The sequence below is a fragment of the Streptomyces sp. NPDC004838 genome, assembly GCF_053600955.1.
Genome location: NZ_JBSGAW010000017.1, coordinates 52311 through 66330 on the forward strand (window position 1 = coordinate 52311; position 14020 = coordinate 66330).

The window sequence follows — 14020 nt, forward strand, 5'->3', positions numbered from 1 at the left end:
GTCCGTATGGGCCACGGAACCGGCAGTGCCAGCAGCGCCACCACCCGCGAACGCCTCGACGCGGTCGGTACCGCCGACGTCGCAGCCACCCTCCAAGCCCTCGCCACACCCTCCCGCCTGCACATCCTGGCCCGGCTCCAGGAAGGCCCCTGCTCGGTGAGCGACCTGGCCGAAGCCGTCGGGATGGAAGCCTCCGCCTGCTCCCACCAGCTCCGCCTGCTACGCAACCTGGGCCTGGTCACCGGCGAACGCCACGGCCGGTCGATCATCTACGCCCTCTACGACAACCACGTTGCCGAACTCCTCGACCAGGCCCTCTACCACGTCGAACACCTGCGCCTGGGCGTCCGCGATGTCCCGGCCGCCCTGCCCGAACCCGCCGTCGCCGACTGACCTCGTCAGCGGTCCGACCGGTATCGGGGCAGCTTCGAGGTGCGGTCCGGCCGGGTGGTCACGACGTAGCGCACGGCGGTCTGCGCCGTGATGCCGAACAGGCACATCGACCGGAGCGGGTCGGCACTCTCGGACGGCCCGTCGAGGATGGGGTCCCGGCGCGGACCGCCCGGCGTCGGCCCGCGCGGTTCGTTCGACAGACCGCCGCGCATCTTTCATCTGATCGGCGAGTCCGGCAACCGGCGGCACATCAGGCGCGGGCCGATCTCCATGAGGGCCGCCACGCGGCCCGTGAACGGCTCATGCAGGTCTGGTGTCAGGGCAAGCGCGGGGGCAAGGCGCATCCGCGGCGGGAGGCGCTGCCGTTCTCCTCGGCGGCCGCCGCCACTGTCAGTCCTCGATACGGGCCCTTCCGAACTGGCCGACGATCACGGGGTCGCGGTGGTCGAGGACCAGGGACTTGCCGGTGTCGAGGGCGGTGATGGCGGTCATCTCCTCTTCGGCGAGGGTGAAGTCGAAGACGTCGAGGTTCTCCTTCATACGGTCCGGGCGGACGGACCTGGGGATGACGACGACCTCGCGCTGAATGAGCCAGCGCAGGACGATCTGGGCGACGGACTTGTCGTGGGCCTCGGCGAGGAGGGTGAGGGCCGGGTGGGTGAAGAGGTTGTTCCGGCCGACGGCGAGGGGGGCCCAGGACTCGATCTGGACGCCGTGCTCGCGCATGAACCGCTGGTCGGCGGCACGCTGGTAGAAGGGGTGGGTCTCGATCTGGTTGACGGCGGGTGCGATGTCGTGGTTGTCGATCAGGTCGATGAGCCGATCGGGGAAGAAGTTGGAGACCCCGATGGCACGGATGCGGCCCTCGCGGTGGAGTTCCTGCATGGCGCGCCACTCGCTGTAGACGTCACCGTAGGGCTGGTGGATGAGGTAGAGGTCGAGGTGGTCCAGGCCGAGCTTGCGCAGCGAGGCGTCGAACGCGCGCTTGGTGTTGTCCTCCCCAGTGTCCTGGACCCAGAGCTTGGTGGTGATGAACAGTTCCTCGCGTGGAATGCCGCTGGCCTTGATGGCGTGGCCGACGGCCTCCTCGTTGTGGTAGGCGGCTGCGGTGTCGAGGAGCCGGTAGCCGGCGGTCAGGGCGTCGGTGACGGCTTGTTCGGTCTGCTCGGGCGGGATCTGGTGGACGCCGAAGCCGAGGACCGGCATGTCGACGCCGTTGTCGAGGGTGACGTGGCGCATGGGGTTTCCTTTCGTGCGCAGGCGCAGGCGCAGGCCCAGGGCTGAAGGGCGGGAGTCCGGGACGTTGACGGCGGCCGCTGCGGCACGGCACCGAAACGCACACCTCAGCGGTTGTCGCCTTCCGGCGCCGAACCCGGCAGACGGCGCCAGAAAGCGGCGATCATCTCGGTGTCGATTTCCGGGATCGTCACGCCGAGCCGCTCCAGGCTCCGCAAGGTCCGCCGGTTGTCGTAGGTGTCGGCCGACCGCTGGGCTTCCGCGTCGGTGGACCGCGCGGATTCCTCGTATGCGTCCAGGTAGGGCAGGAACGGCAGGTCCTGGCCCGCTTCACTCACCTGCCTGAGCCGACGCAGCCATTCCCCGAGCGGCACCGGTGTCGTGCGCGTTCCGTACATCGCGTCGAAGACCTCCAGAAACGCCTGCGCGCTCGTCTGCCGGACGTTGTGCAGATGGTGCACGACCTCCGGATGGGCGGGATCGTCGTCGAGGATGAGGGCGACCAGGGCGCGGGCCGCGACATCCGCGGGGACGAGGTCGGCGTGCGCCACCGCGTCCTGCGGGTAGCAGCCCAGCGCGGCGCAGGTGGTCAGCAGGCGACAGTAGAAGTCGTCCTGACTCACGGCTCCCTGCCGCGACTCCGCCCACACTCGCCCGAGCCGGTACACGCGTGCGTCGGCACCTTGGGCGACGGCGTGCTGAACCATTCTGTCGGCCACCCACTTGCTGGCCGTGTAGCCGTCCGACGGCGGGTGTCGCTCGCCCGAGGTGTCGGAGTCCTCGGTGATCAGTCGGCGGATCGAACCGCCGCGGAAGAGGCCCAGTGTGGACATGTGGTGGAAGCGCTTGGGGCGGCCTTCGGCCGCGAGCCGCAGCAGTTCCCGGGTCCCCTCGACGTTCGCCGGCTTCAGGCGCTCGTACGACGAGACGTGGTGAACGTACGCACCCGCGTGCACGATGGCGTCCACCTCGTCCGCCAACTCCCGCCACCGGCGGGGCCCGACACCGAGGCCCGGTTCCGCCAGGTCGCCGCGCACGACGCGGACACGCGGGTCGTCCGCTGCCGCGCCGAGGCCGTAGGAGCCCGTGGCGTCGTTCAGACGGGTACGCACCGACTCCGCCGAATCCCCGCGCACCAGGCAGAGCACCTCCGTACCGGCCGGCTCGGTCCGCGACAGCAGTTCTCGCAGCAGGAACGCGCCCACGAACCCGGTGGCTCCGGTGAGCAGGATCCGGCGCGGATCCGCGCCCGCACGGACTGGTCCCGCCGCCGGGAAGCGCGTACCGGCGGCGAGCCGCGCCTCGTCGTCGGTCACCACGGGCACGGCACTCGCCGCGCGCCCCGCCTGGTTGCCCTCGATGACCCCGGCCAGTTCACCCGGCGTGGGTGCCGCGAGGAACTCCCGTACCCACAGGCGTACCCCGAGTTCGGCCCGTACCCTGGCCAACAGCCTGATCGCCAGGAGGGAATGCCCGCCCAGAACGAAGAAGTCGTCGTCGACTCCGACCCGCGCCACCCCGAGGATCTCGGCGAACAGAGCACACAGCGCCTTCTCGTGTGCGGTCTCCGGCTCACGGCCGGAGACCTGTGCGGTGAGGTCCGGTGCCGGCAGAGCCCCCTGGTCCAGTTTCCCGTTCGCGGTCAACGGCAGCGCGTCCAGAACCGCGAAGGCCGAGGGAATCATGTACTCCGGCAGGCGCCTGCGCAGGAACTCGCGTACGACGGCGGTCAGTTCCTGCCCGGCTTCCGGTGTGGTGGCGTCCGCGGCCGGGACGAGGTAGGCGGTCAGACGTTTGTCGCCGGGGCGGTCTTCGCAGGCGATGACCGCGCTCTGGGCCACCCGCGGGTGGGTGGCCAGCGCCGCTTCGATTTCGCCGAGTTCCACCCGGTGCCCCCGGATCTTGACCTGCTGGTCCGTGCGTCCCAGAAACAGCAGGTTCCCGTCGGGCCGCCGGACCACGAGGTCCCCCGTCCGGTACATGCGCCCGCCGGCCGCGCCGAACGGGCAGGCGACGAACCGGTGCGCGGTCGGCGCGGGCTGTCCGAGATAGCCGCGCGCGATGCCCAGGCCCGACACGTACAGCTCACCGGGGACTCCGTCCGGAACGGGCCGCAGCCACGGGTCCAGCACGTACACGTCGGTGTTGTCGATCGGCACTCCCACCACGGGGTCCTGGCACTCGGAGGTGCCGACGCCGAGGGTGTTGATGGTGTATTCGGTGGGCCCGTACAGGTTGTAGCCCGCCGTCCCCTCGGTCTCGGCGAGCCGTCGCCACAGCGCCGGGGTGACGGCCTCGCCGCCCAGCAGGACCAGCGCGGGCCGCCGGGCCGGGTCGTCGAGCAGGCCCTCGGCCACCAGCTGCTGCGCGTAGGTCGGGGTCACGTTGACGACGTCGATGCCGTGGTCGAGGCAGTAGTCGACCAGCCGGGGCGCGTCGCGGCGCAGTTCCTCGTCGCAGATGTGGACCTCGTGGCCGTCGGCGAGCCACAGCAGCTCCTCCCACGACATGTCGAAGGCGAACGACACGGTGTGCGCGATCCGGAAGACGCGGTTGCCGTGGTCGGCCGACACCGGTCCGAAGACGCGCCGCTGATGGTTGATCAGCATATTGGTGAGCCCGGTGTACTCGGTCACCACGCCCTTGGGCTTCCCGGTCGATCCGGAGGTGTAGATGGTGTACGCGGGGTGCCGCAGACGGTCCGGGTCGTCCGGCGTGAACGTCACCCACGGCTCGGCCTCGGGCAGGGGGCGGTCCAGCTCGATCACTTCGCCGGAGAGCCTGGGTGTCACGGCGCTCACCGTGAGGGTCACCTCCGGTCGGGCGTCCGCGACGATCGACGCGATCCGCTCGTCCGGGTGGTCCAGCTCCAGCGGCACATAAGCGGCGCCGGTGCGCAGCACGGCGAAGAGCGCCGTGATCGAGTCGAGGGAGCGCGGGATCGCGAGACCCACGGACATCTCGGGGCCTACGCCCCGCCGGGCGAGCACACCCGCCACCGCGCGACTGCGGCCTTGGAGTTCGGCGAAGGTCATGGTCCGGCCGTGGGCGACGAGCGCGACCCGCCCCGGGTCGCGGTCGGCCGCCCGGTCGAACCGGTCGACGACCGTGTCCGTGCCGACATCGGTGCGCGAGGACGGGCCGGGCGCCGGCCCGAGGCCCGGCAGCGCGCCCACGGGTCCGGTCGAGCGGGCGAGGTCGTCGAGCAGGCGCAGGTAGTCGTCGAGGAGACGGCGGGCACCGGCCGTGGCCTCGCGGTACTCCAGTTTGACCGTGATCCGGTCGCCGGGGGTGACGATCCAGGTGAACGGGTAGTGCGTGGAGTCCTCGGCCCGCACGGCGGTGATGCCGTGCCTGGCGTTCATCTCGGCGAAGGCGTCCATGTCCAGGAAGTTCTGGAGCACGAACAGGTTGTCGAAGAGGGTGTCGTGCCCTCCGGCCCGCTGGATCTCGCCGAGTCCCAGGTGCTCGTGCTCCATCGCCTCGACCCTGGCCGACTGTACGGCCGTCAGGTACTCCCGGACCGTGTCGTGAGGCCGTGGCCGCGTCCACAGGGGGACGGTGTTGAGCAGTACGCCGACGATGCCGGACAGGCCCTCGCCCTCCCGGCCGGAGACGGTCACGCCGAACACGGCGTCCGCGCGGCCGGTGTGCGCGCCCAGCAGCAGGCCGAACGCGCCGGTGAGCACCGAGTTCAGTGTGACGCCGTGGGCTCTGGCCGCTTCCCTGAGCAGGTGCGACCGTGCGGCGGAGAGGGTGTGCGCGAGTGTGCGGGGCGGTCCGTCCGGCAGGGACGGCGCGGGTCCGGCGAGCAGTGTCGGCCCCGGAAGGCCGGCGAGGTGCCCGGCCCAGAAGCGTTCGGCCGGTTCGGGGTCCCTGGCGGCCAGCGCTCGGGCGTACTCCTCGAAGCCCGGTGTCGCCGGGGCCGGGACGGGCGTGTCGCCCGCGAGGACGGCCTGATAGGCGTCGAGGAAGTCCCGGAGCACGATCTCACGGGACCAGCCGTCCCACAGCAGCAGGTGATGGCTCAGCAGCAAGCCGTCGCAGTCGCCGGGTCCTCGTACCACGGTCAGCCGGATCAGCGGCGGCCGCGCGGGATCGAATCCCGTGTCGCGGTCGCGGGCGAGCAGGGCTTCGAGGTCCGCCTCCGTCGCGTCCGCCGGCAGGGTGATGTCGCCGACGTCGACTCTCCGGTCCGCGCTGAGGAGTTGGACGGGGTCTCCGCCGCCGTCGGTGGTGAAGCCGGCGCCGACGACCGGGTGCCGCGCGATGACGTGCGCCATGGCCTCGGCCAGTGCGCCGGTGTCCAGACGCCGGTCGAAGGTGAAGTAGTTCTGTGCCACGTACTGTCCGCCCGGGCCCGCCATCTGGGCCTGGAAGAACAGGCCCCGCTGGAGCGGGGTGACCGGTGCCGTGCGCTCGGCCGTCGCGGAGGCGTCCGCGATGCGTTCGAGCGCGTCGCGCCAGTGTCCGGTGATCTCGTCGGGGATGCCCTCGGCGAGGGTGAAGGCGGCGTGCAGGCTTCCGGTGGCGGCGTCGGTCCAGGCGTTGACCTCGACGCCGTACCAGCTGTCCTGATCGCCGCCGGTCAGGCGCAGGGCCCGGTCCTCGGTGCCGCGGCCGAGGTAGTTGAACAGCACCTGGGGGCGGGCGCCGAGCAGCGGGGCCGTCTGCGGGTTGAGATACCTGAGCCGTCCGTAGGCGATGTGCCCGTGTTCGTCCGGCTGCCGTTCGGCGAGTTCACGCGCCGCGGCGACGGGGTCGGTGTGCGCGGTGAGCCGTACGGGCGCGATGGAGGTGAACCAGCCGACCGTGCGGGCGTAGTCGTGGTGTTCCCGCACCGGGACCCTGCCGTGCCGCTCCAGGTCGATCGCGAGATCGGTGGGCGAGGGCTGGATGTGCGTCAGCGCGGCGCGCAGCGCCCCGCAGAGCAGTTCGGTGACGCCGACACCGAGTGCGGCGGGCGCGACGCGGGTCACGCGGTCGCTCAGCTCGGAGGCGAGGACGACGGTGGTCTCGCGCAGCGCGCCGACCGCGGGCAGCAGCGCGGGCGCTTGGAGGGTGGTGAGCCACTGCCCGAGGCCGTCGGTCTCGTCGGACGATCCGGCGGCCAGCGCTTCGGCGTACTCGGCGTACGAGGTGGTGGGCGGGGCGAGGGGCCTTCCGCTCAGGGCGGCGGCCAGGTCGTCGAGAAGGATGAGCCAGGACACGGCGTCGACGGCGAGGTGGTGCACCGTGACCACCAGGTTCCGGCTCGCGGCCAGCCAGGTGAACGCGATGACGTCCCCCGACTCGGGGTCGAGCCGTGCGGCGGCCTCGTTCGCCGCGTCCGTGGCGTCGGTCGCGTCCGTGTGTACGACGGTGATCGGGCGGGCGGGTTCGGTCCGCAGTGACCACACCCCGTGGTCGGCGCGCAGCCGGATCCGCAGGGCCGGATGGGCGGCCACGACGGCGTTCGCGGCTTGTTCGATGTCGGCGAGTCCGGTGCCCTCGGCCACGTCCACCACCCGTGCCTGCGCGAACCGGGCGAGGGTTCCGCCCAGTTCGCGCTGGCGCAGGACGACGGGCGTCGGCGGCAGCGGGCCGTCCTCGGGGCGGACGGGTGTGCGTTCCGCGGCCCGCGGGGTGCGCGTGGCCAGTTGTCCGGCGAGCCCGCGGGGTGTCCGGAACAGGAAGACGTCGCGTGGCGCGATCGGCAGGCCGAGCGCCCTGGCCCGGTTGACCACGGTGATGGCGACGATGCTGTCGCCCCCCGCGCCGAAGAAGTCGGTGTCGCCGTCGACGGCGGTACCGGGCAGCGCCTCGGTGAAGACGCCGACCAGTGCGGCGAGCGCGGAGTCGGTACCGGCGGCGGCCGGAGGTTCTTCCTCGGCGGCGCGCCGGGTCAGTGCCCGGCGGTCCAGTTTGCCGTTGACCGTCAGCGGCAGGGCGTCGGTCAGGAGCACCCGGCGCGGGACCATGTGCCCGGGCAGCTTGGCGGAGAGCAGGCCGGTGATGTCTCCGGGGATCCGGCCGACGAGGTGCGCGACGAGGTGGTCGCCGCTCTCCGCCACGGTGACGGCGGCGTCGGTCACTCCGTCGAGTTCCCTGACCGCGCTCTCCACCTCGCCGAGTTCGATGCGGAACCCCTTGAGCTGTATCTGGTCGTCGGCGCGGCCGATGAACTCCAGCTCGCCGCCGAGGGTGCGTCGGGCGAGGTCTCCGGTGTGGTACATACGGGAGCCGTCGCCCGCGAACGGGTCGGCGACGAAGCGGCCCGCGGTGAGCCCCGGCCCGCCCAGGTAGCCGAGGGAAACCTGGTCGCCGGCGACGTAGATGGCGCCCTGGCGGCCCGGGGGCACGGGCCGGAGCCGGTCGTCGAGGAGATAGGTGCGCAGGCCGGGGATCGGGCGGCCGATGGGGCTGACGGCTTCGCCGGGGCCGAAGTCCTCGTCGGTGAGCGGCCGCTGGGTGACGAAGACGGTGGTCTCGGTGATGCCGTACATGTTGATCAGTTCGGGCGAGGCGGTGCCGTACCGCTCGACCCAGTCGCGCAGCCGTCCGGGTTCCAGTGCCTCGCCCCCGAAGATGACGCGGCGCAGGGCGGTGAGCGGCTCCCCGGCCTGCCGGTCGGCCTCGACGAACTGGTAGAACGCCGAAGGCGTCTGGTTGAGCACGGTCACCCGGCGCTCGCGGACCAGCCGGCGGAACTCGACCGGGGAGCGGGTCAGCCCGTACTCGGGCACCAGCAGCTCCCCGCCGTGCGCCAGCGCGCCCCACAGCTCCCAGACCGCGAAGTCGAAGGAGTAGGAGTGGAACTGGACCCACACGTCGTCCGGGCCGAAGTCCCCGCCGGGCCGCGTGTTGGCGAGCAGTGTCACCGCGCTGGAGTGCGGGACGACGACGCCCTTGGGTCGGCCGGTCGATCCGGAGGTGTAGATCACGTACGCGGGGTCGTGCCATCCGGCCCCGGGCCCGGTGGCGCCAAGGGGTCCGGCGGGGTCGGGCGCCCGGTCCTCTCCCGGGACGAGCACGTGTGCCGGTACGCCCGCGCGGGACAGCATCCCGGTGAAGCGCTCCCGCTGCCCCCGGTCGACGAGGACGATCTCCGGAGCGGCGTCGGCGAGGACGTACTCCAGCCGTTCGTCCGGGTACGCGAGGTCCAGCGGCACATAGGCGCCGCCCGCGGTGACGATCGCGACCAGTGCGACGACCTGTTCGAGGGAGGGCGGGACGGCGACGGCGACGCGCTTGCCCGGCCCGGCGCCCGCCGCGCGAAGGGCCCTGGCCAACTCGTTCCCGGCGTCCGCGAGTTCGCCGTAGGTCAGTGACCGGGTGGTGCCGTCGAGGGCGCACTGGGTGACGGCGGTGGCGGAGGGGTCGCGGGCGGCGGCCGCGTCGAACAGTTCGCCCAGGGTCGACCGGGTGACCGGCACGGGCCGCCGGTCGCCCTCGGGCGCCGGTTCGCGGGCCAGGTCGACGACCAGGGCGCCTGGCCGGGTGAGCAGGTGGGTGAGGGTCCGGGTGAAGGTGCGCAGGATCTCCCGGGCGTCCGGCTCCCGCAGCAGCGCGCGGTCGTGGATCAGATTGAAGCGCGGGCGGCCGTCGCGGGTGCGTTCGACGACCAGCGTCAGCGGGTAGTGCGGGGCGCCCTCGTTCGCGATGCCGGTGACGACGAGCGTGTCGTGGGGTCCGCGCAGACCGTCCGCATCGGTGGCGACGTCGAACACCACGAGGGTGTCGAAGAGCGGGCCGGCGCCCGTCCGGCGACCGATCCCGGCCAGCGCGACGTGCTGGTGCGGCAGCACCGCGCTCTGGTGTTCGCGCACCGAGGCGATCAGGTCGCGCGCCGTGGTGGTGCCGGTCCACCGGGCGCGTACGGGGATCGTGTTGATGAGCAGCCCCACCATGTCCTCGATGCCGGGCACATCCGCGTCGCGTCCGGAGACCGTGGAACCGAACACCACGTCGCCGCCGTGCAGGATGCCGCCCAGTACGAGGGCCCAGGCGCTGTGCACGGCCACGCTCAGCGGCACTCCGGCGGACCGGGCGGCCGCGTCGATGTCGTCCTCCGGCTCCACCACGGCGTCGGCGAACCGGCCCGACGGGATGTGCCCCTCGGCGACCAGTGAGGGTCCGGGCAGTCCGGCGAGCTGCTCGCGCCACACCCTCTCGCTCTCGTCGCCGTCACGTCGGGCGAGCCGGCGTACATGGTCGGCGAAGCCGCCGACAGGGTACGCGCTCCCGGGCCGGTGGTACTCGGCCAGCAGGGTGCGGAGCATCGGGGGCACCGACCAGCCGTCGGCGATGATGTGGTGCACGGTCTGCACCAGGACGTTCCGGCCGGAGCCGGCGCGGACGAGGGTGTACCGCATCAGCGGGCCGGCGGCGAGGTCGAAGCCTGCGCGGCGGTCCCGCTCGGCCCATGCGCGGATCTCGTCGTCGGTGGCGCCGGGGCGGTCCAGGACGGTGAAGGGAGCCTCGACCCCGCTCTCCAGCACCGAGACCACACGGCCGTCGGCGAGGGCCGTGAACCGCGCCGCCAGGTTCGGGTAGAGCGTGAGCAGCCGGGTGGCCGCCGCCGCGAGCCGGCCGGGGTCCACCTCGCCGTCGAGCGTCAGCAGTTGCTGTTCGACGTAGCTGCCCGCCGATTCCTCGTCGAAGACCGAGTGGAAGTACAGGCCCTCCTGAAGCGGGGTGAGCGGCAGGATGTCCCGCAGCGCGGGGCCGTCCAGGGCGTCGACGTCGGCCTGGGTCAGCGTCAGCGGGGCGAAGTCGCTTGGCGAGTGGCCGCCCAAGTCGAGCGGGGCCAGCGCGGCCAGCCCCGTCAGGGCTGTCCGTAAGTACTCGCCGAGGGTCGCGACGTCCTCGTCGGTGAACATTCCCTCGGGCCAGGAGACGGTGGTCACCAGCTCGAACTCACCGGTGGCCGGGGCCGGTTCGGCTATCGCGTTGAACTCCAGGGCGCGCGGCAGCCGCATCCTCGGGTCGCGCTTCTCGCCGAGCTGCCCGGTGGCGCCCGTGAGCTGCCAGTCGCCGGACGCGCCCGCGTCGAAGCGGCCCAGGTAGTTGAAGAGGACCTGCGGCGCGGGCGTGGCGAGCCCAGTGTCGGACAAGTAACGCAGGGCGCCGTAGGAGACGCCGTTGCGCGGCACCCCCGCGAGGTCCTCCTTGACGGCCTTCAGCGCGGCGGCCAGGTATTCGGGGGCGGTGAAGTCGACCGCCGCTCCGGGGTCCACGGTCACCGGGAACAGGGTGGTGAACCAGCCCACGGTCCGCGACAGTTCGGGCTCGAAGCCCGCGGTGTCCGCCACGAACCGTCCTTCGCGGCCGTGGCCTTCCAGTTCGATGTACGCGAAGGTCTGGTCCTGTCCGAGATCGCGGCGCCACCGGGCGAGGGCGACGGCGAGCGCGGTGAGCAGCACGTCGTTGACCCGGGCGTGGAACTTCGCGGGGATCCCGCCCAGCAGCGCTGCCGTGACGCCGGGGCCGACCGAGACGGTGCGCACCCGTTCCCGGGCGACGGTGTCGGTGTCGGACGGCGGCCGCCTGCCGACCGGTTCGTCCACTCCGGGCAGCGGGCGCCGGAAGTAGGCGCGGTCGGCGTCGAACGGGGTGCGTGCCAGCAGCTGCGTCCAGCGCCGGAACGACGTGCCCACCGGGGGCAGTTCGACCGGAGCGCCGGAGGTGTGCCGGCGCCACGCCGTGGCCAGGTCCTCCATCAGGATCCGCCAGGACACGCCGTCGACGACCACATGGTGGACGACCAGGGCCAGTTGCCGTGCCTCGCGGCGCCAGACGGCTCGCAGCATCACGCCGTTGTCCGGGTCCAGTGCGCGCGTGGCCAGCGCGACGCACTCGTCGAGCGGCAGGTCGCTCTCCTGCCAGGTCCTCCCTGCCCCGTCGGCCCGGGTCCCGTCCGCCCTGTCGGTTCCGGTCGTGTCGGCCCGAGTCCCGTCGACCGGGGGCCCGTCTGCCCCATCGGTTCCGATCGCGTCGGCCCGGGTCCGGCCCGCCTCGGGTATGTCGAAGCTCCAGCGGTCGCCGCGCACCAGCCTGGCGCGGAGCGTGTCGTGCCGTACGAGCAGCGCGGCGAGGATCGTGTCGAGAGCGTCGGCGGTCAGGGCCGCCGGGGTGTTGACCACCACCGACTGCACGAACCCGTCGACCGCGTCCGTGGTCTCGCCGAGCCACTGCACGACGGGTGATCCCATGACGGGGCCGGTCGGCACGTCCGCGTGGTCCACGCCCGCGGCGTCCTCGCGGCCCGCGACGGCCGCCAGCGCTCCCACGACGCTGTGGGTGAAGATCTGCCGTGCCGTGACGTGGAGCCCGGCGTCGCGCAGCGCGCTCAGCAGCGCGATCGCCAGGATGCTGTCCCCGCCGAGGTGGAAGAAGTCCTGGTCGGTGCCGACCTCGTCCAGGCGGAGGACCGCGGCGACCGCCTCGCACACCACGCGCTCGTTCTCGGTGGCGGGCGCGCGGTGCGCGCCCGTCGCCCGCGCGGGCTCCGGCAGCGCGTTCCGGTCGAGCTTGCCGTTCGCGGTGAGCGGGAACTCCTCCAGTAAGACGATGTGGGCGGGCACCATGTACTCCACCATGTGCTCGGCGGCCCACGCCCTGACCTCGTCCGCGGTCAGGTCCTCACCGCCGGCCGCCGGGATCGCGTACCCCACCAGATAGGTGCCGCCCGCCGAGTTCCGCCTGGCGACGACGCAGGTGTGCCGTACCCGGGGGTGCTCCGCGAGGGACGCCTCGGCGTCCTCGATCTCCAGCCGCATACCGCGGATCTTGATCTGGTTGTCGGCCCGGCCGAGGAAGTCCAGCGAGCCGTCGGGGGCGAAGCGGGCGAGGTCACCGGTCCGGTACAGCCGGGAGCCGTCCCCGGCGAAGGGATCGGCCACGAAGCGGGACGCGGTGAGACCCGGGGCGCCCACGTATCCGCGCCCCAGCAGGAAGCCTCCCACGTACAGTTCGCCGCCGACCCCGACCGGGACCGGGCGCAGCTCCTCGTCGAGCACGTACAGGCGGGTATTGGGGTTGGCCTTGCCTATGGACGTCGACAGTCGTTCCGCCGTGTCCCGGTAGACGACGTGCGAGACGCCGATCGTCGTCTCGGCCGGGCCGTAGCCGTGGTACATGGGGATGTCGAGCCGGCCGCGGAACCGTTCGTACAGCTCGGGTGTCAGCACCTCGCCGCCGCACCAGACGTGCCGCAGGCTGTCCAGCTGCCCGGAGTCGCCCGCGATGTCCAGGAGGACGTCCAGCATGGACGAGACCAGATAGGTGAAGGTGACGCGCTGCTCGGCGATCACGCTCAGCAGGTGGTGCGGGTCGCGTTCGCCGCCGGGCCGCAGCACCACCAGCCGCGCGCCGCACACCAGCGGCAGGAAGATCTCGTTGATGGAGATGTCGAAGGAGAGGGGGGCCTTGAACAGTGACGCGTCGTCGTGGCCGAAGCCCAGAATCTCGCGGACCTGCCACAGCAGGCGTTCGCTGATCGCTTCGTGCCGGATCATCGCGCCCTTGGGCCGCCCGGTCGAACCGGATGTGAAGATCACGTACGCCAGGGCGGCTCCGGGGACGGTGACGCCGGTCCCGCCGGTGGGGTGCGAGCCGTACCGCCAGTCGTCGAGGTCGACGGCGACGGCTTCCGGTTCGCCCTCCGCGTGCTCGCCCGAGGTGTTGAGCTGCGCCGCGACGCTGGCGTCCTCGACGACGGCGGCCCGTCGGGAGGCGGGCCACTGCGGGTCGAGCGGTACGAAGGCGCACCCCGCCTGGAGCACGGCGAGGAGCCCGATCACCATGTCCGCGCCACGGTTCAGCGAGACGCCGACGACCTGCTCGGCGGCGAGACCGCGCCCGATCAGATGATGGGCCAGCTGACTCGAAAGTTCCGCCGCTTGACGGTACGTCAGGGTCCGGTTCTCGTCGACGATCGCTATGGCGTCCGGCCTGGTCCGCGCCTGTTCGCGGAACAGCTCCACGATCGTCGGGCGGTCCCGCTCGGCCCCGGTGTCGTTCCATTCGGCCAGCGGTCGGAGTCTCTCCGCCGGGCTGGACGGGCCGATGGTTCCGATGGGCCGGTCCGGGAAGTCGGCCAGGTCATCGAGCGCGAGCTGTGCCTGGGCCGGCTCGACGCCTTCCGGTACGGCGATGCTCCGGCCGTCGGCGCCGACCTCCCAGCCGCCCCCGCCCACCCCGCCGTTGTCGACCCACCCGAGAACGTCGGCGAAGAGTGTGCCGGGGGTGAGGTCGATCCCGTCGGGACTCCGGCCCGTCGCCCAGTAGGCCAGACCGATGGCACACGCCTCGGTGACGGTCCGGTCCGCATGGTCGCCGATCCGCCGGCGTACTCCGGCGAGGCGTGCGGTCGAGAGCAGAATGGGACAAGCGCTCGGTTCCACCATCG

3 protein-coding genes are annotated in these 14020 nt (G+C 72.3%); 1 reads left to right on the top strand and 2 read right to left on the bottom strand.

Translation table 11 applies throughout. The features are described from left to right. Nucleotides 1-6: 6 nt before the first annotated feature. A complete protein-coding gene (locus tag ACWEFL_RS20200) occupies nucleotides 7-393 on the top strand; it encodes an ArsR/SmtB family transcription factor (protein WP_451714322.1) in 387 nt (128 codons plus the stop codon). A 390-nt stretch (nucleotides 394-783) separates the two neighbouring features. On the opposite strand, the gene ACWEFL_RS20205 is transcribed toward ACWEFL_RS20200, so the two are convergent. Next, on the bottom strand, nucleotides 784-1632 hold the full coding sequence (locus ACWEFL_RS20205) for an aldo/keto reductase (RefSeq protein WP_451714325.1): 849 nt from the start codon (nucleotides 1630-1632) through the stop codon (nucleotides 784-786). Nucleotides 1633-1736: 104 nt separating this feature from the next. After that, nucleotides 1737-14018 carry an amino acid adenylation domain-containing protein gene (locus ACWEFL_RS20210; protein ID WP_451714329.1) on the bottom strand — a complete coding sequence of 4094 codons (12282 nt, stop codon included), beginning with the start codon at nucleotides 14016-14018 and terminating at the stop codon, nucleotides 1737-1739. Nucleotides 14019-14020: the final 2 nt, after the last annotated feature.